The organism is Achromobacter ruhlandii (assembly GCF_002082135.1).
Lineage (GTDB): Bacteria > Pseudomonadota > Gammaproteobacteria > Burkholderiales > Burkholderiaceae_B > Achromobacter > Achromobacter ruhlandii.
On the sequence record NZ_CP017433.1, the window covers coordinates 3,673,607 to 3,693,353 of the forward strand.

The 19,747-nt window shown below is 69.8% G+C and carries 17 protein-coding genes; 11 read left to right on the forward strand and 6 right to left on the reverse strand.

Annotation, left to right across the window (positions count from 1 at the left end):
* Positions 1 to 8: 8 nt before the first annotated feature.
* From AruCF_RS16535 to AruCF_RS16550, 4 genes are all read right to left on the reverse strand, one after another.
* The gene (locus AruCF_RS16535) at positions 9 to 2,189 is read right to left on the reverse strand and encodes a phosphocholine-specific phospholipase C (protein WP_049074469.1); all 2,181 of its coding nucleotides are present in this window, start codon (positions 2,187 to 2,189) and stop codon (positions 9 to 11) included.
* A 36-nt stretch (positions 2,190 to 2,225) separates the two neighbouring features.
* Complete coding sequence (locus AruCF_RS16540; protein WP_049074472.1) at positions 2,226 to 2,405, reverse strand: hypothetical protein; 180 nt, start codon at positions 2,403 to 2,405, stop codon at positions 2,226 to 2,228.
* Positions 2,406 to 2,425: 20 nt separating this feature from the next.
* Positions 2,426 to 4,423: an alkaline phosphatase family protein gene (locus tag AruCF_RS29220; RefSeq protein WP_144419143.1), complete on the reverse strand. Its 1,998-nt coding sequence runs from the start codon at positions 4,421 to 4,423 to the stop codon at positions 2,426 to 2,428.
* 192 nt (positions 4,424 to 4,615) lie between these two features.
* A complete protein-coding gene (locus AruCF_RS16550; RefSeq protein WP_049074475.1) occupies positions 4,616 to 6,574 on the reverse strand; it encodes a PhoX family protein in 1,959 nt (652 codons plus the stop codon).
* Between the two features lie 198 nt (positions 6,575 to 6,772).
* Between AruCF_RS16550 and AruCF_RS16555 the strand changes: the two genes are divergently transcribed.
* The 11 genes from AruCF_RS16555 to AruCF_RS16605 all read left to right on the forward strand — a co-directional run bounded on the left by AruCF_RS16555 (position 6,773) and on the right by AruCF_RS16605 (position 15,645).
* A complete protein-coding gene (locus tag AruCF_RS16555; RefSeq protein WP_049074478.1) occupies positions 6,773 to 7,219 on the forward strand; it encodes a general secretion pathway protein GspC in 447 nt (148 codons plus the stop codon).
* A 132-nt stretch (positions 7,220 to 7,351) separates the two neighbouring features.
* A complete protein-coding gene (gspG, locus tag AruCF_RS16560; RefSeq protein ID WP_235432829.1) occupies positions 7,352 to 7,723 on the forward strand; it encodes a type II secretion system major pseudopilin GspG in 372 nt (123 codons plus the stop codon).
* Entirely contained in the window at positions 7,695 to 8,183 is a 489-nt protein-coding gene (gspH, locus tag AruCF_RS16565; RefSeq protein ID WP_049074481.1) for a type II secretion system minor pseudopilin GspH, read from the forward strand. Before gspG ends, gspH begins: the two co-directional genes overlap by 29 nt.
* Positions 8,170 to 8,574, forward strand: coding sequence for a type II secretion system minor pseudopilin GspI (gspI, locus tag AruCF_RS16570; protein ID WP_049074482.1), 405 nt, complete (start codon positions 8,170 to 8,172; stop codon positions 8,572 to 8,574). Before gspH ends, gspI begins: the two co-directional genes overlap by 14 nt.
* On the forward strand, positions 8,571 to 9,185 hold the full coding sequence (locus AruCF_RS16575) for a type II secretion system protein GspJ (RefSeq protein ID WP_049074484.1): 615 nt from the start codon (positions 8,571 to 8,573) through the stop codon (positions 9,183 to 9,185). The genes gspI and AruCF_RS16575 overlap by 4 nt, the downstream gene beginning before the upstream one ends.
* Before the next feature lie 11 nt (positions 9,186 to 9,196).
* Positions 9,197 to 10,141, forward strand: a complete 945-nt coding sequence (gspK, locus tag AruCF_RS16580; protein WP_049074486.1) for a type II secretion system minor pseudopilin GspK — start codon at positions 9,197 to 9,199, stop codon at positions 10,139 to 10,141.
* Complete coding sequence (gene gspL, locus AruCF_RS16585; protein WP_049074489.1) at positions 10,138 to 11,130, forward strand: type II secretion system protein GspL; 993 nt, start codon at positions 10,138 to 10,140, stop codon at positions 11,128 to 11,130. The genes gspK and gspL overlap by 4 nt, the downstream gene beginning before the upstream one ends.
* Positions 11,127 to 11,714, forward strand: a complete 588-nt coding sequence (locus AruCF_RS16590; RefSeq protein ID WP_049074493.1) for a type II secretion system protein M — start codon at positions 11,127 to 11,129, stop codon at positions 11,712 to 11,714. The genes gspL and AruCF_RS16590 overlap by 4 nt, the downstream gene beginning before the upstream one ends.
* Positions 11,714 to 12,469 (forward strand): type II secretion system protein N, encoded by a 756-nt coding sequence (gspN, locus tag AruCF_RS16595; RefSeq protein ID WP_049074496.1) that lies wholly within the window; start codon positions 11,714 to 11,716, stop codon positions 12,467 to 12,469. The genes AruCF_RS16590 and gspN overlap by 1 nt, the downstream gene beginning before the upstream one ends.
* A gap of 477 nt (positions 12,470 to 12,946) precedes the next feature.
* The gene (locus tag AruCF_RS16600; RefSeq protein ID WP_235432670.1) at positions 12,947 to 15,118 is read left to right on the forward strand and encodes a TonB-dependent receptor plug domain-containing protein; all 2,172 of its coding nucleotides are present in this window, start codon (positions 12,947 to 12,949) and stop codon (positions 15,116 to 15,118) included.
* Positions 15,118 to 15,645 (forward strand): TlpA family protein disulfide reductase, encoded by a 528-nt coding sequence (locus AruCF_RS16605; protein ID WP_049074500.1) that lies wholly within the window; start codon positions 15,118 to 15,120, stop codon positions 15,643 to 15,645. The genes AruCF_RS16600 and AruCF_RS16605 overlap by 1 nt, the downstream gene beginning before the upstream one ends.
* A gap of 28 nt (positions 15,646 to 15,673) precedes the next feature.
* Here the strand turns inward: AruCF_RS16605 and gspE are convergent, their stop codons facing one another.
* Positions 15,674 to 17,101, reverse strand: coding sequence for a type II secretion system ATPase GspE (gene gspE, locus AruCF_RS16610; RefSeq protein WP_049074503.1), 1,428 nt, complete (start codon positions 17,099 to 17,101; stop codon positions 15,674 to 15,676).
* A complete protein-coding gene (gene gspD / locus AruCF_RS16615; protein WP_049074504.1) occupies positions 17,098 to 19,710 on the reverse strand; it encodes a type II secretion system secretin GspD in 2,613 nt (870 codons plus the stop codon). The genes gspE and gspD overlap by 4 nt, the downstream gene beginning before the upstream one ends.
* Between the last annotated feature and the right edge of the window lie 37 nt (positions 19,711 to 19,747).

The following is a 19,747-nucleotide window of genomic DNA, read 5'->3' on the forward strand; positions in this document are numbered from 1 at the left end:
AGCAGGCCTTACTGGCCCATCGCCGGATCAGTGATCGACGCCTTGCCCGTCTCCACCCGGCCGGCGAAGCGGCGGAGGTAGGCCGGGTCCTCGTTCAGGCGCGCCGTGAAGTCGTACCAGCTGCCGCTGGCCTTGAGCGACCAGGACTGCTCGACCTGGCCGCCGGCCGGCACCGTGATCGTCCACTTCTCATTGTTGGTGTAGTAGGCGTTCGGCGTGATGACGAAGGTGCAGGGCTTGGCGCCGCTGTTGATGAAGCTGGTGTAGACGTCGCCGTTGGCGATGTCGTAGCAGACACGGATTTCCGCGCCCAGGCCTTCGGCGCGGGCCAGCGCCAGATCGCCGGCAAAATGGCGCAGATAGCCGTTCGGGCCCATCACCCACAGGTCGTACTTGCCGCCATCGGCGGCCACGTCCCAGCTGCCTTCGAGCTGCTTCTCGGGTTCGACCGCGTAGCGGCGCGGCAGACGGTCCAAGTGCAGGCGGTCGTACACGTGGAACACGCCGGCGGCGCTGCCGGTGTTGGCGAACACCAGCCACATGGCGCTGCTGCCGGGCTGGGCGCGGCCGCTGGTGTGCATTTCGTAGGGCAAGGCACGCGACGGACGCACGCCGGTTTCCTGCCTGGGCCTGGCCTGGGCGGTGGTGTCGGGCAGCGGCACCTGGGCCAGCGCCTGCTGGTCGGCGCGGGTCTGGTCCGCCGTGGCCTTGGTCCACATGGTCAGGTCGGGCAACTGCTCGCTGTTGGGCGTGGCGAAGTTGAAGGCCGAGGTCAAGTCGCCCAGCACCGCGCGGCGGTAGTCGCTGATGTTGGTTTCCTTGACGCCGAAGCGCGCTTCCAGGAAGCGCAGCACCGACGTGTGGTCGAAGGCCTGCGAATTGACCCAGCCGCCGCGGCTCCAGGGCGAGACGACGTACATCGGCACGCGCGGGCCCGGGCCGTACACGCGCTTGTCGGCCGCGTCCTGCAGCGACGGCTTGATGTGGCGCTCCAGGTCGGTGTTGATGGTGGACGCGCCCGCCATCGAGCCGTCGGGATTGAGCGACGGCGCGGCCGGCGACGGCACGTGGTCGAAGAAACCGTCGTTCTCGTCGAAGTTGATGAGCAGCACGGTCTTGCTCCAGACGTCCGGGTTGGCCGTCAGCGCGTTGAGCGTCTCCTGGATGTACCAGGCGCCCTGCACCGGGCTCGACGGGCCGGGGTGCTCCGAGTAGTTGGCCGGCGCCACGATCCACGACACCTGCGGCAAGGAACCATTCAATACGTCGTCACGGAACGACTGCAGCAGGCCATTGTCGCCGGCCATGGTGTTGGCCACGCCCTTGTAGAGCGGGTTGCCCGTGTCGGCCGCAGGCGTCCAGGCCGGCGGATTGGGGTTGCTGACCGTCGGATCGTTGCCGGACAGCTCGTAAGCCTTGCGGAACTGGCGGAAACCCGCCAACGGATTGTCGGTGAAGTTGTCCGGCAGGTTCTGATAGACCTTCCAGCTGACGCCATTCTCCTGCAGCCGCTCGGGGTAGGTCTTCCAGGTCCAGCCGATGGTCGAGGCGCCCAGCCCGTCCCATTGGTTGCGGGTCGACGGGCCATTGCCCTGCGCCAGCGGATCGTTGGTGCCGGTCCAGTGGAACAGGCGGTTGGTGTTGGTGCCGCCGTGCGAAGAACAGTGATAGGCGTCGCACAGCGTGAAGGCCTCGGCCAGCGCGAACTGGAACGGCAGCTCCTGGCGCGTGTAGTAACCCATCGACTGGTTCTGCTTGTAGCGCGGCCATTGGTACAGGCGGCCGCCGTCCCAGGCGTTCTGCGCGTCCGGGTAGTCGTGCGGCGTGCCGGACACGCGCTGGGCGTTGCCCTTGGTGCTGTCCAGATGGTACGGCAGCACCACGCGGGTGCCGTTGGTCTGTTCCCAGACCGAGCGGTTCTGCGGCAGTGGCACGGTAATGCGGTCGCCGAAGCCGCGCACGCCCTTGAACGTGCCGAAGTACATGTCGAACGAGCGGTTTTCCTGCATCAGGATGACTACGTGCTCGACGTCGTTGATGGTACCAGTGCGGTTGTTGGCGGGAATCGCCAGGGCGCGGCGGATGGCCGGCGGAAACATCGACAAGGCGGTCAGGCCGGCGGTCGAGGCGGCGGCGTTGCGCAGGAAGCGGCGCTTGCCGGCGTGGATCGGGTCTTTAGCGGACGTCACGGATGCTGTTCCTTGGATTCTGAAAAAAGCGCGGCTTCAGGGCGCGCAACGCAGTTGGGGCTTGACCGGCTGGGTCGGCGTCTCGGGCTGGGTCCCGGGGTTGGTGCCGGCGTCGTCGTCATCCTTGTCGCCGCCGCAGGCGGTCAGGACGGCGGCCACCATCAGGGCGGCGCCCGCGCGCAGGCAGGCGCGCAAGATCGGGGAGGCAGTGTTCATGTCGTATCTATCCTTGGACATCAGGGAAGCAGTTCGGAAACGGATTTGCCGGACATGGCCAGCGACTTGACCTCGGTTTCGGTCAGGGCGCGCGACCAGAAAGCCAGGTCGTCGAAGTACATCGTGTAGGGCCCCTTGGTGCCGGCGCAGCACACGCCGTAGGTGCCCTTGCCGTCTTCATTCAGGCCCAGGTGCGGACCGAACACGCCGGCGATCTGGGCGAAATTGACGCTGCCGGTGGAGATCGAGCGGCTGAACCAGCCCATTTCGGTGTCGTAGACATAGGCGGCCATGGTCTTGGCGGTCTTGTTGATGACCATCGCCACGTAGACCGGCTTGTTGGCCGTGAACTTGACCCCGTTGATGTCCACGCGGCTGCCGCCCGCCAGGTTGAAGCGCAGCTCGGGGCCGGCCCACTGGGCGATGGTGATGCCGGGGTTGCCGCCGGAGTTGTAGTCCTTGTTGCCCAGGATGGAGCGGTCGTTGGCGGTGCCGTCGGACTGATACCAGAAGCCGATGGTGAAGGCCTGGACGCTGTCGAGCAGGCCCGCCGGATAGTCCAGCTTGAAGGCGCCGGTGGGGTCGCCGCTGCGCTCGTTCTGGAACATCTTGCCGAACACGCCCTTGTCGGCGAACACCGGCGCCTGCACGCCGTCATAGGGGGTGATGGCGCCGCCGCCGGCGGCCTTGTCCGTCAGGTTGCCTTCGAACGGGAACAGCATCGTCAGGCCGTTGCTCAACGACGGCAGCAGCGGCACCGGCGCGGTGTAGACCACGGTGGCGCGCACCGCCGTCACGGCGTTGCCCACCGCGATGCCATAGTTCAGCTCATGCACGCCCTCGGTGGTGAAGACGAAGCCGGTGTCGACATAGTCCGTGGCCGTGCCCGGCAGGCGCGCAATCTCCTTGCCGTCGCGGCTGATGACGATGTCGCCGGTGGGCGTGCCCACGCGGCTCCAGCTCAACGTCACACTCTTGTTATCCATCGAGGTGCGGCTGGCCCCACGGCGCAACGCCACGGCCTCGGACAAGGCGGTGCCGGCCAGGTCGTACTGCCCCGCCGCCGGCAGCGCGCCCAGGTGCGCCAGCAGCGTTGGCGCGGCATCGGCCGCGCTGGGCAGGCCGTACCAGGCGTTGTCCCAGGCGCCGTCGACCGCCGCATCATCGGCGCTGCCGCCGAGCAGCGGCGAGCGGTTCATCGCCAGCAGCGTGGTTTTGTTCAGCGACAGCGGCAGGCCGTCGCTGCCGCCGGTGCGGTCCAGGCCGTGGCTGGAAACCACCACCACCAGCCAGTTTTCGTCCGGATGGGCGGCGCGGCGATCCGCGACCTGCTTGAGCAACGCGCCAATGGCGCTGTCGGTCTGGCGCAAGGTGGCGCGGTAGCCGTCGCCGAAGCCGCCGGTCGCGGCCGCACGCTCGGCGGCGCCGAACTGCGCCACCACCACGTCATAACCTTCAGTGATGCGATCGCGCGCCTGGCTGGCGACGCAATCGTCGACGCCGGCGCAGTCCGTCAGGCTTTGCAGATAACCGGCGTCGCGGTCACCGCCGACCAGGCCGGCCAGCAACGACGAGTTGAAGGCCGCCGCGGCGCGCGCGGCCGGCTTGGCGGCATTGACGCGCTTGAACAGGGTCGCCGTCTTGGGCGCCTGACCCGGGGCGTTACTGCGCACGCCGTGCTGATCCGCCCATTGGCCGGTCAGCAGCGTGGCCCAGCCAGGCGCCAGCAGGGTGGGCTGCTGCGTCACGCCGCCGGTGACGCCGCCGGTCCAGGAACGGGTCGCCGTCAACTGCGCCAGGTTGGGCAGCGACTTGTCCGCCATGCTCTTGCGGTAGGCGTCATAGGTGAGGCCGTCCACGCCGATGAACAGCACCTTGGCGGCCGCGCCCGGCTGCGGCTGCACGGCCGGCGGCGCCGTCGTGCCGTCGTCGTTGTTGTCATCGCCGCCACCGCAGCCGGCCAGCGCGCCCAGCGCCGCCAGCGCCGCGCACCAGCGCTTCCATTTCAATACCTGCATGTTCTTTCCCTTTCGAAACCCGCTTTATGGGTGGCCCACATAGTGGCGTCGCAAGGTGAAAGACCCATTAAGGGAAGAAGGGAATCATTGATCGATGGATCAGGATTTTTTTCCGCAGCGCTACAGACCGCAACAACGACATGGGACCGGCAAGCCGGTCCCATGCTGGTCGGAGGGCCGGCGGCCGCGGAATCAGGCGCCGATCCGCACGCCGGTCAGGTAGCCGACCGACGCGCCGAAACCGTCCTTGTAGTTGGCCTTGACCAGCGGTTCCAGGATCGGACGCACCGTGTTGAACAGTGCGCTCTGCGGCGTGCCCCAATCGGCGGCGTGCTGGAAATTGCTGGTGATGTAGGTCCAGCCGTTGATCTCGTCGACCGCCTGCAGGCCGGTCGATTCAGCCGCCACCGGGCACGACAACAGGCGCGACAGCTGCTTGGTGTCGACGTTATAGGCCCACAGGAAGTTGTTGACGTGGCCGCCGCTATCCTCGCCCACGAACAGCGTGCGCAGCTTCTCCGAGAACTTGAGGTTGTCGGGATTGGAGATCTTGTCGGCATTGTGGGTGTTGCCCAGCGCGTCGACCGGCGAGATCGGCGCGCCGACCAGCTCGGCCACCGCCGCCATGTCGACCGGCACCCATTCGCTGTCGATGGCCTGGCCGGTGCTGTCGACCTGGCCGGCCTTCATGTGCAGCTGGTACACCGCGCCGGCCGCGTTGGCCTGCACCTTCATGCCGTCCACGGTGCCGTCGATCATCGACTTCTCGATGCGCGACATGGCGCTGTAGGCGATCTTGTCCTTGACGTTGACGGTGGTGCCTTCCATCTTGGTAAAGCCCAGCGAGCCGCCGACCAGCGCGGCATAGCGGTGGGTTTCCAGGAACGCCGCGGCCTGGCGGCGGCCCGGCAGCAGCTTGACCCAGTTGTTGGCGCCGTTGAAGCGGATCTTGGTGAAACTGCCGTCGGCCGGATCGGCAGTGCGCACGTCCATGATGTCGGCCGCGGTCAGCTGGTCGGCCAGTTCCTTCACTTCGGCGCTGGTGGCGTGGCCCAGCTTGATCCAGGTCAGCGTGGCCGCGCCCGGCCCCGTGCCCGAGGTCTGCGTCCACTTGGCCACGTAGAGCGTGCCGGACGACAGGTCGGCCTTGCGATCGGCCACGAACATGAACAGGCCGCCGTTGGTGGCGTCGTCACCCATCAGCGCGGTGCGCTGGTCGGGCATGATCTGCACCAGCTCGTGCGAGATGCGGCCCATGCAGTAGTGCTTCTTGATGCTGCCGGTGCCGTCGGGGTTGACCGTCACCTCCGGCATGTGGCCGTAATGGTAAGGGTTGGCCTTGTTGGGATCACCGAACAGGTTCTGGCTGTAGGCCTGGAACTGCGCGTCCGAGCGGGCGATGGTGGCGTCCGGTTCGTACTCTTCGCTGGACAGGTGCGTGTTCCACGGCGACAGGCTGGCGCCACAGGTGATCCACAGGCCATTGACCGACGAGGTGTCCACGTTGCTGTACTTGACCAGGCTGAGCTTACCGGTGGCCAGGTCCTGCGCCAGCGTCAGCACCGCGATCGGCGACGGCAGGCGGCCATACATGTCGGCGCCGGACTGGTCCATCGACTGGTATTCGAACTGCACCACGGCGAACACGGTATTGCCGTTGACGCCGGGCACCGCGGGCGCCTCCAGCTTCAGCAGCGACATGCCGTCCGGACAGTTCGAGAAGAACTGGCGGGCCTTGGCCGGCACCGAGTTGTCCATGATGGGCGCGCCGCTGTTGTTGAAATACGCGCCGGCGATGATGCTGCCGCCCTTGCCGTCCGGCACCGCGTCGCCGGTCATGAAGAACGGTTCGTAGCCCAGCTCGATCTTGCGGGTGGAGCCGTCGCTGAAGGTCAGCACCATCGCCGACCCCACGGTGGTGCGCGCCATCAGCTCGGGCGTGGCCAGCGTGGGCGCGGCCATCGAGGTGAACGCGGCGGACGTGAAGGTCACGTTCGGCGGCGGCGTGACGACGGGGCTGTCGTCATCGTCGTCGCTCGAATTACAGCCCGTCAGCAGCGCGGCCATGCCGACGCCGCCCAGCGGCAGCATCGGCGCGCCCCCGAGCATCTTCAGAAGGCGGCGGCGATTGGCGTGTGTCGTGTCTTGCATCGTGGTTTCCTGTGGGAAGGGATCGGTGCCGCGGCGCCCGGCCGCAACGTGCACGCATGCTAGAGAGACGCGATGTAAGCTTGATGACAGTGCGGTGTTGGTTGTTTGAAAGAGCCCGCGCCGCCGTATCGCGCAATTGTCATGATCGGCTGCTAGAGTCGGGCGCATTTCCGCCGTAACGTTGCCCGCGTCACCGCCATGCCCCTGTCCCTGCGCCTGTCCCCGCCCGCGGCCCCCGACGCGCTCCGAGTCCTTGCCATCCTGGCGCTGGCTGCCGGCCTGGGCGTGTGGGGCGCGGTGCTGTTCGCGCCCGCGCCGCCCGCCCTGCCCGCCCCCGTCGCCGCGCCCGCGCCGCGCGCGGCCGACAACGGCCCGGTGGCCCTGTGGTTCGGCCGCGATGAAGTGTTGCGCACGCAGATCAGCGTGCTTGGGGTGATCGCGGCCGGCCCCGACGGCGCCGCCGTCTTCAGCGTCGACGGCGGCCCGCCGCTGGCCTGGCGCGTCGGCGACGAGGTCGCCCCGGGCATCGTGCTCAAGGCCGTCGGCGCCGACGCCGTCACGGTCGAGCAAGGCGGCCGCGCCAGCCGCATCGCCGCGCCGGCCGCTCCCGCCCCCGAGGGCGGCATCGCGCGCGCCGCGCCGTGAGCCGCGCGCCTCATATTGCTGTCATATTTCATGTCCACAATCGCACGCTTCTCACTGAAATACCGGAGTCGTGAAGTGCGCCAGTCATCGCGTGGGCTCGCCCGCCAGCAAGGTTTCACCCTGATCGAGATCATGGTGGTCATCGTGATCATGGGGATTCTGGCGGCCCTGATCGTGCCGCGCGTGCTGGACCGCCCCGACCAGGCGCGCCAGGTCGCCGCGCGCCAGGACATCGGCGGCATCATGCAGGCGCTCAAGCTCTACCGCCTCGACAACGGCCGCTACCCGACCACCGCCCAGGGCCTGCGCGCGCTGGTGGAAAAGCCCGAAGGCGCGTCCAACTGGCGCGGCTATCTGGACAAGCTGCCCAACGATCCCTGGGGCCATCCCTACCAATACCTGAGCCCTGGCGTCAAAGGCGAAATCGATGTGTTCTCGTTCGGCGCCGACAACAAGCCCGGGGGAGAAGACGGCGATGCCGACATCGGTTCGTGGGAACTCTGAGCGCGGCTTCACGCTAGTCGAAGTCCTGGTGGTGCTGGTGATCGTCGCCATCGCCGCCAGCATGGTCAGCCTGTCCATCGGCAAGGGCGCCGATCCATTGCGCGAGGATGCGCGGCGCCTGGCCGACGCCTTCACCGTGGCCGAGGGCGAGGCGCGCAGCGATGGCCGTCCGATCCGCTGGCTGCCCACCAGCGGCGGCTGGTCGTTCGAGCGCCAGGGCCGCTCCGCCGCGCCGACCGCCCAGGATGACTCGCCCCTGCCCGCGGACAAGCTGGAACGCGACGAGGTGTTGCGGCCGCAAGCCTGGCGAGCCGGCCCGGTGCAATGGCATCTGTCGCCCGAACGCCCGCTGCGCTTTAACACCGAATGGGTGGCCGACCCGTTCAGCGTGCAGCTGCGCGCGGGCGACTCGCGCGTGACGTTGACGCGCGACGCCGCCGGACATTATGAGATTCACTGATTCCCCCCTTCCGCTTAGCCGCCGGCGGCAACGCCAGCGCGGCTTCACCCTGATCGAGGTGCTGGTGGCTCTGGCCATCATCGCCGTGGCGATGGGCGCGGCGCTGCGCGCCACTGGCGTCATGGCCGCCAACAACCGCGCGCTGCAGGACAAGACCCTGGCGCTGCTGGCGGCGCAGAACGCGCTGACCCAGTTGCGGCTGGAACAGACCCTGCCGCGCGCCGGCTCGCAGACCGTGCCCTGCCCGCAAGGCGGACTGGCGCTGCAATGCGAACTGGTCTTCACCAATTCGCTGAACCGCAGCTTCCGCCAGGTCTCGGTCAAGGTGCGCGATGGCGCCAACGGCGCGTCCCTGCTGCAGCTGGACGGCCTCCTGTCGAGCCTGCGATGAATTCCCGCCGCGCCGTCGCCCGCGCCCAGGCGGGCTTCACCCTGATCGAAGTGCTGGTGGCGCTGGCCCTGATGGCGCTCGTCAGCCTGATGGCCTGGCGCGGCCTGGACAGCGTCTCCAGCGCGCGCGACTGGATCGCGCGGCAGGCCGACGACACCGACGCCGTCGTCCGCACCCTCGGGCAGATGGGACGCGATGTGGAAATGGCCTACAACGGTCCGTCGTTCGCCGCGCCCGGCGTCGACGCCCAGGTCTTCACCTCGGGCGTGCGGCTGCTGCGCGGCGCCGCCGGCGCGCAGACGCTGGAAATCCTGCGCCCCGCCCCCGATGACGACGGCCGCTGGCAGCGGGTGCAATGGTCGGTGCGCAAGGACGGCCTGTGGCGCGCCAGCGGCCTGCCGGCCGAACAGGGACCGCTGCCGCCGGTCAACGACGGCGTGCTGCTGCTGCCCGGCGTGCGCGCGCTGGCGCTGCGCGGCTGGGTGATGGGCATGGGCTGGGTCGACACCCGCGCGCCCTTCTCCGCCACGCCCGCCGGCATCGAGATCACGCTCGACCGCGGCCCGGCCGGCGACGCGCGGCGCTACAGCCGCATCCTGGAACTGCCATGAGGGGGGCCGCCATGAACCCGTGCCTGCCGCGCGAACGCGGCGCCGCGGTGGTCAGCGCGCTGATCATTGTCGCCATCGTCGCGGCCCTGACCACCAGCCTGTTCCAGCGCCAGACGGCCAGCACCCGCCGCATCGAGAACGAGATGGCCCGGGTGCAGGCGCGCATGCTGCTGGCCGGCGGCATCGACTGGGCGCGCCTGGTGATACGCGACCACGGCCGGCGCGAGTCGACCACCCGCGGCGACCAGATCTGGGCCACGCCGGTGCTCGACACCCGCATCGAACGGCCCGGCGACGATCGCGTGGCGGTGTTCTCCGGCCAGGTGCAGGACGAACAGGGCAAGTACAACCTGGGCAACCTGGCCAGCCATGGCGTGCCCCAGCCCGAACAGGAACAGGTGCTGCGGCGCCTGCTGGGCGCGCAGCGCCTGCCGGACACGCTGGCCGCGCGCATCGTCGGAATCATCGCCGCCAGCCAGCCGCCGGCGCCGGCGGCCGGCGCGCCCACGCCGGCGCAGGGCGGGCCGACCCCCGACGCGCGCGCGCCGCTGCCGCGCGGCATCGACGACGTCAGCGCGCTGCTGGGGCTGGAGCCGGCCGTGCGCAACGAACTGCGGCGCACCATGACGGTGCTGCCCGTGGCCACCAGCGTCAACGTCAATACGGCGCCGCCCGAAGTCGTGGCGGCGCTGGTGCCCGGCCTGTCGCTGAGCCAGGCGCGCGCGCTGACCGGCGAACGCGACCGCGGCAACTGGTTCAACAACAGCGGCGACTTCGCCAACCGCCTGGCCGCCACCGGCGTCAAGGGCCCGGTGCCGGCCGTGACCACGGCCAGCGGCTGGTTCATGGCCAGCGGCGCGGTCGTGTACGAACGGGCCCGCGTCTCGATGCAGGCGCTGATACGCAGCGCCCCGCCGGCCGCGCCCGACACTATCTGGACGAGAGAAAACCCTTGAAGAATTCCCTGCGCATCGCACTGGTCCCCCTGGCCGAACTCGGTCCGGGATCCTTGCTGCCCTATGCCTGGTTCGACCGCCGCGGCCGCTGCGCGCGCCAGGGCGAACTGCCGCTGCATGCCCTCGGCCAGGCCTACCCGCAGGCGGCCTGCGAAGCCGTGCTGCATCCCGGCGACGTAATCGCCGCCACCGTACAGGTGCCCGCCGTGGCCAAGGCCCGCTTCGCCGCCGCCGTGCGCGGCGCGCTCGAACCGCTGGTATTGAGCGACCTGGACGAGCTGGCCATCGGCCACGGCCCGCGCGGCGCCGATGGCCAGGTGCCGCTGGCCTGGGCGCCGCGCGAACCCGTGCGCCGCGCCTGGAGCCTGCTGAACGCCCAGGGCCTGCGCGCCCACGCCCTGATCGCGCCGCAGACGCTGGCGCCCGGCGAAGCCGCGCCGCTGCGCGATCCCGCCGACCCGCGCTGGCTCGCGCCCTCGCCCTCCTGGTCGCTGGCCATGCCGCAGCTGGCACCGGCGCGGGTCTCGCGCTGGCGGCCTGTGTGGCGCTGGGGCGCGGTCGCCGCCGTGGTCTGGATCGGCGGGCTGAACCTGCACGCCGCCCAGATGCGCGGCGAGGCCAAGGCGCTGCGCGAAGACATGCGGCGCCAGGTGCTGGCGGCCTTTCCCGACATCCCGGTGGTGCTGGATCCGGCGCGCCAGGCGCGGCAGGGGCTGGACGCCTTGCAGAATCGCCGCGGCGCCGCCACCGCCGGCGATTTCCTGCCGCTGGCGCGGGCCGCGGCCCAGACCCTGCCCTTCGCCGCCGACAACGTCGCGCGGCTGTCGTACGGCGAGCAGGCGCTGACCCTGCAACTGGCCGACGCCGGCGCCCAGGCCCAGCGCGTCGCCGAAACCCCGGCGCTGATCCAGCAGGCCGCGGCCCAGGGCCTGAAACTGGAACGCGGCGACACCGACAACACCTGGCGCATCACGCGCAGCCAACCATGAAACCGATCGAACGCCTGAGCGCCGCCTGGCGCGCCGCCCTCACCCCCCTCGCCCCCGCCGCCGATCGCGCGCGCCAGCGCTACCAGGCCCTGGCCCCGCGTGAACGCCGGCTGGTCAACAGCGCCGGCGTCCTGCTGGGGCTGGCGCTGGTCTTCACCATCCTGGTCGAGCCGGCGCTCGATTCGGTGCGCAAGCTGCGCGAAGAACTGCCACGGCTGCGCGGCCAGGCCGCCGCCGTGGCCGACCTGACCCGCCAGGCGGCCGGGCTGCGCAACCTGGCCGCCGCGCCCGCCGCCACGCTGCCTGCCGCGGCCGACATCGGCGCCAGCCTGGCGCGCGCCGGCCTGCCGGCCGATCACTGGAAGCTGGAGGCCCCCGGCCAGGGCGACAGCGTGACGCTGGCGCTGACCGAAGTGCCCGCCTCGGCGCTGATGCGGTGGCTGGAGAACATTGCCGGCGACTGGGGGATGACGGTCGGCAAGGCCGACCTGACGCGCGCCGCCAACGCCAATGGCCGGCCGCTGCCCGGCCTGGTCAACGGCAGCGTGACGCTGGTCCTGCCCGCCCGCCGGGCGCGATCCTGATGCGCCTGCCCCGCCTGCCCAAAGGCACCGGCCTGGCGTTGGCCTGCGCCGCCAGCGCCGCGATCGCCGCGGCCGCCGTGCTGCCGGCGCGCTGGCTGCTGGCCTGCCTGCCCGCCGATGCGCCAGTGGCGCTGGCCGATGCTGGCGGCACGATCTGGGACGGCAGCGCCTGGATCGCGCTGGGTCCGCCAGGGGCGCGCCGCATGCTGCCCCAGGCCCTGCGCTGGCAATGGCGCTGGTCGTCGCTGTCGCTGGAACTGTCGCACCCCTGGCTGCAGGGCCCGGTGCGCGCCGGCCTGGGCTGGAACGGCATCAGCCTGTCGGCGCAATCGCTGCGCCTGCCTGCCACGGTGCTGCCGGCGCTGGGCGCGCCCTGGAACACGCTGGCGCCCGAGGGCCTGCTGGAAATCCAGTGGCAGGCGCTGTGGCTGGGCGGCGCCCTGCCCGATGCGCCGCTGGCCGAACTGCGCTGGCGCGATGCCGCCACCGCCCTGTCGCCCGTGGCGCCGGTGGGGACCTACGTGCTGCGGGTGCGCGGCAACGGCCGCGCCGGCGCCACGCTGGCGCTCAGCACCGAAAGCGGTCCGCTGGCGGTCACCGGCCAGGGCAGCGTGACTGCCCGCGGCGTGCGCTTCCAGGGCCAGGCCACGTTCGCGCCTGGCGCCAGCGAAGCCGACCGCGGCGCGCTCGACGGCCTCATGTCGACGCTGGGCCGCCGCAACAACGACACGGTGATCTTCGGCACCGACAAGTAGCGCCGGACCGGCGTCCTGTTGCACGCCGGCCACGAAGCCGTCTTTGTCAGACTGAGTCGCAGACTCCGCGGCGTCCTCGACAACGCCGCGGAGTCTGCATCGTTTCCGCCCTGCGTAGACCGCGCAGCAGCCCGCTCGCGGACACGCCCGCGCGATCTCGGACTGTCTCTCGATTGACGCAAAAATTCATAAAACATAACGTTTTGAATGATTTTTGCAGCCGTCGCTTTCGTTCGTCGCCCCATGTCGTATTCGCCCCGCGCACGTCCCGCGCATCTCCCCGCGCATCTCCCCGCGCATCTCCCCGCGCATCTCCCCGCGCGTCCCCCCGCGCCGCCGCTCCGGTCCGCATCCCGGGCCACGACGCGCGACATCGCCACGGCCGGCTCCTGTCTCAACTGAACGCATCACGGCCGGGGCTCGCCGCCCCGGCCGTGGCCGCCTTTCCTGGAACCCGACCATCCGATGCCCTCCGCCATGCCTTCCGTCTTCCCTCCCCGCTCCCGCCTCCGATTCGCCACGCTGGCCGCGGCCCTGGCCGCCGCCTGGACCGCCCCGATGCAGAACGCGGCTGCCGCCGACGCGGCGCCCACGCTTGCCCCGATCACCGTCATCGACCGCTCCAACCAGGGCTCGATGCGGCCCGGCGCCCTGCGCGACGAACTCGTCAAGACCGAATCCATCAGCGAACGCGCCATTGCCAAGGCCGGCGCCACCAACGTCAACGAGGCGCTCGACAAGAATCCCGGCATCGCGGTCCAGGTCGAATGCTCGATCTGCAACGTGCGCAACATCCTGCTCAACAACCTGCCCGGCCGCTACACCACGCTGATGATCGACGGCGTGCCGATCTTCTCCTCGGTATCGTCGGCCTACGGACTGGACAGCGTCAGCGTCTACGGCGTCGAACGCATCGACGTGGCGCGCGGCGCCGGCGCCAGCCTGATCGCCCCCGAGGCCCTGTCCGGCTCGGTCAACATCGTCACCAAGCGCCCCACCGAGGCCGAGAACCGCGCCCGCGCGCAGATCGGCAGCTATGGGTCGCGCCAGGGCGACGCCTACCTCGCGCGGCCGTTCGACGGCGGCGCCATCACCGCGACGCTGAACTACAACAAGCACGACTCCGTCGACGCCGACCACAACGGCATCTCCGAATACACCGGCTACGACCGCCGCCTGGGCGGCATCGGCTTCTTCCTGGACGACGCCGGCGGCTTCAAGGTGCGCGGCCGGCTCGACGTGGTCAACGAAAAGCGCGGCGGTGGGGCACTCGGCACCGACTATTCCGCCATCAAGCACAGCACCACGGGCAACCCCTTCGACTGGCGCGGCGGCGTGCATGGCTCGCCCGACCGCGACGGCTGGGTCGACCCGGCGGACGGCGCCATCATCGCCTACGACAAGGGCCCGGGCGGCGACCGCGGCGGCCGTGGCGGCATGTCCGAGATCATCTTCACCGACCGCGTGCAGTTCATCTCCACCGGCGAAAAGCGCCTTGGCGACAGCCTGCTGCGCCTGGCCGTGGGCGCGGCCGAGCACAAGCAGGACAGCTTCTACGAGCTGGCCACCTACATCGCCCGCCAGAAGCAGTACTACGCCGAGGCCAGCTGGCAGACGCCCATCGCGGGCTGGCTGACCACCCTGGGCGCCAACCTGCGCTACGAAGACCTGAGAAGCCACGGCAGCATGGAAGACGGCACCCCGGTAAGCGGCGTCGACGACTACACCTACCGCACCCCGGCCCTGTTCGTGCAGGCCTACCGCGCGCTGCTGGACGACGCGCTCGAGATCAACGGCTCGGTGCGCTATGACCGCCACAACGTCTTCGGCGGCATCACCTCGCCGCGCCTGAACGCGCTCTACCACCACAATGACCGGCTTTCCAGCCGCTTCAGCGTCGGCAAGGGCTTCCGCGCGCCCACCAGCTTCTTCGAGCAGGAACACGGCATCCTCAACACCATCCGCATCGACCGCCAGATCAGCAAGCCCGAAGAATCGCTCAACGCCAGCTACGCGCTCAACTACGCCGACGACCGCCTCGCCGTGACCGGCTCGTACAACTACAACCGCATCAAGAACTTCGCCATGCTCGACCCCGACCGGCACGATGCGGACGGCAACGACATCACGCTGTTCTCCAGCTCCCGCGAGCCCGTCATCGTGCAGGGCGTGGACCTGACGATGTCCTACCTGCTGACGCCGGCCCTGAGCGTGATGGCGGCGGCCGAGGCATTCAACTACCGCTTCCCCGCCAAGACGCTGATCTTCGCGCGTCCCAACGCCAAGGCCTACCTGGGCCTGGACTACGACCGCGGCGATTTCGACTTCAACGCCAAGCTGGTCTGGACCGGCCCGATGAACCTGCGCAAGTTCCATGACGACGGCTCGGGCCGGCAGGATCGCTACAACCTGGACGGCACGCCCAAGCGCGAAAAAAGCCCCGGTTTCTTCACCCTCGACCTGCGCGGCGAATACGCCGTCAGCAAGCACTTCACGCTCTATGCCGGGGTCGACAACCTGTTCGACTACAAGCAGTCGGACAAGGAAAGCCCGCTGTTCGTCAACGGCGATGGCGACCTCGACGTCACCCAGCTGTGGGGCCCCAGCCGCGGCCGCTACCTGTATGCCGGCACCCGGTTGAGCTTCTGATGCGCCGCCTGCCGTGGACCTGCCTGGCCCTGTGCGCGGCGACGGCGATCGCCAGCGCCCAGCCACGGCCGGTCTCGCGCCCGCCGGCGGGTCAAGCCTGGGACTTCTCCCTGCCCACCCTGGACGGCGGCCGCTTCGTGCGGCTGGCGTCCCTGGAAGGGCCGGTGCTGGTCAATTTCTGGAGCCGCGATTGCCCGCCGTGCGTCACCGAGCTGCCACGGCTGCAGCGCTTCGCCGACGCCCATCCGGCGTGGACGGTGCTGCTGGTCAGCACCGACGCCCCGGCCGCCGCCACCGAATTCGCGCGGCGCCATGACGTCCGCCTGCCGGTGCTGCGCCCCGGCGGCAATGTCGTCGCCCTGATGCGCGCCGCTGGCAACCGGGGCGGCGCCCTGCCCTTCACGGTGGCGACCCGTCAGGCCCGCATCTGCGAGGGCCAGCTCGGCGCCTTGTCCGGCGCGGACCTGCGCCGCATCGCCGACGCCTGCGCGCGGGCGCCGGGCAAGCCGGGCGCGGTCGCGCCCTGAACCGCGTGGCGCGGTAGCCGGCCGCACACTAGGCATCGCGCGTCACTCGCAGGATCTCCTCGGGCGAGGTTTCACCGCTTTGCACCCAGCGCGCGCCATCCTCGCGCATGCTGAGCATGCCGGCGGCGCTGGCCGCGCGGCGCAACTCGCGTTCGTCGCTGCCTTCGTGGATCAGGCGGCGCGCCTCGTCGTCGACCGTGAACAGTTCATGAATGCCGGAACGGCCGGCGTAGCCGGTGTGGTTGCACGCCTCGCAGCCGACCGGCTGGAACACCCGCTCGCCGTCCTGCATCGCCGGCTTCTTGCAGGCCGGGCACAGCTTGCGCACCAGCCGCTGGGCCAGCACGCCCAGCAGCGACGAGGACAGCAGGAACGGCTCCACGCCCATGTCGGTCAGGCGGGTCACCGCCGACACCGCGTCGTTGGTGTGCAGCGTGGCCAGCACCAGGTGACCCGTCAAGGATGCCTGCACCGCGATCTGCGCGGTCTCCAGGTCGCGGATCTCGCCAATCATGATGACGTCCGGATCCTGGCGCAGGATGGCGCGCAGCGCCAGCGCGAAACTCATGTCGATCTTGGCGTTGACCTGGGTCTGGCTGATGCCGGGCAGGTCGTACTCGATCGGGTCTTCCACGGTCAGGATGTTGCTGGTGGAGGCGTCCAGCCGGCTCAGCGCCGCGTACAGCGTGGTGGTCTTGCCGCTGCCGGTGGGCCCTGTCACCAGCACGATGCCGTGCGGCTGGCGGATCAGGCGGTCGAGCTGGCGCAGCACGCCAGGCGCCATGCCCAGCTTTTCCAGCTGCAGCCGGCCGGCTTCCTTGTCCAGCAGGCGCAGCACCGCGCGCTCGCCGTGGCCGGTGGGCAGGGTCGACACCCGCACGTCGATCGGGCGGCCGCCCACGCGCAGCGCGATGCGGCCGTCCTGCGGCAGGCGCTTTTCGGCGATGTCCAGGTGCGCCATGATCTTGATGCGCGAAATCAGCGCCGCGTGCAGCGCCTTGCGCGGCGAGACCACGTCGCGCAGCGTGCCATCGACGCGGTAGCGCACCACCGAATGGGTCTCGAATGGCTCGATGTGGATATCGCTGGCGCCATCGCGCGCCGCCTGGGCGAACAGCGCGTTGATCATGCGGATCACCGGCGCGTCGTCCTGCGCGTCCAGCAGGTCGGCCACCTCCGGCATATCCTGCAGCAAGCGGTCCAGGTCGATCTCGTTCTCGGCCACGCCCATCACCGAGGCGGCGTCCTCGGCATGGCTGTAGGCCGCCGCCAGCAGCGTTTCCAGCGCCTCGTCGTCGACCCGCGTCACGGCGATGTCGCCGTGACAGCGCCGGATCTCGCGCACCGCCCATTCCGGCGTGCGCGGGCTCACGGTCAGTTGCGCATGACCCGCGCGCAGCGACAGCACCGCCCGCTGCGCCCGCGCCCACGCGTACGGCAAGGGATGCGCGCTCATAGATGCGAGACCAGTTCGCCCTTGTAGCCCAGCTCGCGCAGCAGCGAGGTGGCCGTGGAGATGGTGCCGGGATCCTTGGACACCTGGCTGCGCACCACATAGCCCATGCCGCCCGGGCCGGCCTGCACGTAGGCCTGCAGGCCGCTGGTCTGGACCCGCTGGACGATGCGATCGGCCTCGCCGCGCGTCTTGACCGAGGCAAACTGCAGGGTCGCGCTGGTCTTGTCGACCTCGCCGTAGAGCGAAGCCGGGTCGCGCGCCACGCTCACGCCCAGTGGCAGGTTGGCGCGGATCGGCAGCGACGGATCGCTGGTCTGGCGCGCCGCCGGATACTGGCGCACCGCGAACGATTCCACCGTGGCGGGCGGCGGACGCCGCATCGTGTCCGCCAACTGATCGGGCCGCATGTCGTAGACGTTGTTGGACACCGACGGCGCCGAGCCCGGCGGCGGCAGCATGGGCGCCTGCATGTTGGGCAGCAGCCAGTGATCGCCCGGCTGCGCGACGCCCTGGGCGCGGCGCATGTAGTCGTAGCGGTCCATCGTCACGCTGGCGCTCTGGCGCGCATCGCGCACCACGTAGGGCCGCAGGAACACCATCAGGTTGGTCTTGGTGCGCTTGCGGCTGTCGTACTTGAACAGCGCCCCCAGCACCGGAATCGAACTCAGGCCCGGCACATTGTTGGAGGTCAGCGTCACGTTGTCTTCCAGCAGGCCGCCCAGCACGATGATCTGGCCGTCGTCGATCAGCACGCTGGTGTCGATGGCGCGCTTGTTGGTGACGATGCCGGTGGTCGGCGTCGAACGGCTCTCATCGATGCTGCTGACTTCCTGGTAGATGTCCAGCTTGACCGCGCCGCCTTCGGAGATCTGCGGCCGGATGTTCAGCTTCAGGCCCACGTCCTCGCGCTGGATGGTCTGGAACGGGTTGTTGTTGTTGCCGCCGTTGGTGACATACTGGCCGGTCACGAAGGGCACCGTCTTGCCCACCAGGATGCTGGCGGACTGGTTGTCCAGCGTCAGCAGGTTCGGCGTGGACAGGATATTGGCTTCGCCGGTGTTCTGCATCGCCCGCGCCAGCACGCCCAGGTTGATCACCTTGTTGCCCAGCACGTCGACCGTGCCCTTGACCACGCCCAGGCTCAGGCCGCTGCCGAGCGCGTCGATCGAGGTCGGACCGGTGCCCGACAAGCCGCTGCCGCCCAGATTGGTGCCGCCGATGAAGCTGGTGCCGCCGCTGTTGATGTTGCCCGCGCCGGTCATCCACTGGATACCGAATTCGGCGGCCGCCTGTTCGCTGACCTCGACGATCAGGCTCTCCACCAGCACCTGCGCGCGGCGCTGGTCGAGCTGGTCGATCACTTCGCGCAGGCTGCGGTACAGCGGCTCGGGCGCCGCGATGATCAACGAGTTGGTGGCCGGGTCCGCCTGGATGGTGGCGCCGCCGGCGGAATACGACACGGCCTGGTTGCCGGAATCGTCGCGCGCGATGCGTTCCTGGTCCCCCGACAATCCGCCCTTGGCGTTGCCGGCGCTGTTCGTCGAGCCGGACATGCCCATGCCGGTGTTGGTGGCGCTGGCGGAGGATTGCGCCGGGCGGTTGCCGCCGGTCTGCCCGATGCCGCCGCCGGCGCCGCCATTGGGGCTGGAGCCCGGCGCGGCGTTGGCCTGGCCGGCCAGCAGGCCGCCCAGCACTTCGGCGATGCGGGTGGCCTGCGCATTGCGCATGTAGACCACGTGCAGATTGCCGGCGCGGTTCTGCTGCGCGTCCAGCTTCATGATCAGGTCGCGCGCCAGTCGCGTGCGCGCCGGGCTGCCCGCGCGGATCAGCACGCTGTTGCTGCGCGGGTCCGCCACCACGGCGATGCGCTGGGTCGGATCGCTGCTCTGCGTGTCCAGCAATTGCGAGGCCAGGACGGCGATGTCCGACGCGATGCCCGAACGCACCGGCACCACGTCGGTGTCGATCGAACTGGGCACGTCGATGCGGGCGATCACCGCGGCGATGCGATCCAGGTTGTCGGCATAGTCAGTCACCACCAGCGTGTTATTGCCCGGGTACGCATTGATGGGATTGTTCGGCGGCACCATCGGGCGCAGCACCGGCACCAGGTTGGCCGCGTTCTCGTACTTCAGCGGGAACACCCGCGTCAGCATCTCGCCGCTGTTGCCCGAGCGGCCGCGCGCGAAGTCCGCGACCGACACAGGCGCCTTGCCCGCGCCGCCGGTGGCGGGCGCCGGCCGCGGATCGCCCACCACCGCGCTGCCTTGCAGCTTGGCGTCGGCCTCGGGCACCACGCGCGTCACGCCGTCCACCTCGACGATCGCGAAACCCTGCAGCCGCAGCGCGCCGGTCAGCATCGACAGCGCCTGTCCGCTGTCGACCGGCCGGTCCGACACCAGCGTGAGCTTGCCTTTCACGCGGGGATCCACCAGGAAATTGCGCTTGGTGAACAACGACAGCGCACGCAGCACGGCAGGGATGTCCGTGTCGACGAAGTTCAGGCTGACGCGATTGTCCGCCTGTTGAGCATAGGCCTGGCCGGCCGCGGGTCCGAGTTGGCTTGCCGCGAGCAAGACCGCAAGGCTGAGTTGCGCGATATGACGCATGACGAGATATGCCTGAGACGTGAAGTCGTGTGAAAAA

Bases quoted from the DNA above. Each gene is read 5' to 3' on its own strand.
- AruCF_RS16540 (WP_049074472.1), bottom strand. From the start codon at position 2,405: ATGAACACTGCCTCCCCGATCTTGCGCGCCTGCCTGCGCGCGGGCGCC.
- AruCF_RS29220 (WP_144419143.1), bottom strand. From the start codon at position 4,423: ATGCAGGTATTGAAATGGAAGCGCTGGTGCGCGGCGCTGGCGGCGCTG.
- AruCF_RS16550 (WP_049074475.1), bottom strand. From the start codon at position 6,574: ATGCAAGACACGACACACGCCAATCGCCGCCGCCTTCTGAAGATGCTC.
- AruCF_RS16555 (WP_049074478.1), top strand. From the start codon at position 6,773: ATGCCCCTGTCCCTGCGCCTGTCCCCGCCCGCGGCCCCCGACGCGCTC.
- gspG (WP_235432829.1), top strand. From the start codon at position 7,352: ATGGTGGTCATCGTGATCATGGGGATTCTGGCGGCCCTGATCGTGCCG.
- gspH (WP_049074481.1), top strand. From the start codon at position 7,695: ATGCCGACATCGGTTCGTGGGAACTCTGAGCGCGGCTTCACGCTAGTC.
- gspI (WP_049074482.1), top strand. From the start codon at position 8,170: ATGAGATTCACTGATTCCCCCCTTCCGCTTAGCCGCCGGCGGCAACGC.
- AruCF_RS16575 (WP_049074484.1), top strand. From the start codon at position 8,571: ATGAATTCCCGCCGCGCCGTCGCCCGCGCCCAGGCGGGCTTCACCCTG.
- gspK (WP_049074486.1), top strand. From the start codon at position 9,197: ATGAACCCGTGCCTGCCGCGCGAACGCGGCGCCGCGGTGGTCAGCGCG.
- AruCF_RS16590 (WP_049074493.1), top strand. From the start codon at position 11,127: ATGAAACCGATCGAACGCCTGAGCGCCGCCTGGCGCGCCGCCCTCACC.
- gspN (WP_049074496.1), top strand. From the start codon at position 11,714: ATGCGCCTGCCCCGCCTGCCCAAAGGCACCGGCCTGGCGTTGGCCTGC.
- AruCF_RS16600 (WP_235432670.1), top strand. From the start codon at position 12,947: ATGCCTTCCGTCTTCCCTCCCCGCTCCCGCCTCCGATTCGCCACGCTG.
- AruCF_RS16605 (WP_049074500.1), top strand. From the start codon at position 15,118: ATGCGCCGCCTGCCGTGGACCTGCCTGGCCCTGTGCGCGGCGACGGCG.
- gspE (WP_049074503.1), bottom strand. From the start codon at position 17,101: ATGAGCGCGCATCCCTTGCCGTACGCGTGGGCGCGGGCGCAGCGGGCG.
- gspD (WP_049074504.1), bottom strand. From the start codon at position 19,710: ATGCGTCATATCGCGCAACTCAGCCTTGCGGTCTTGCTCGCGGCAAGC.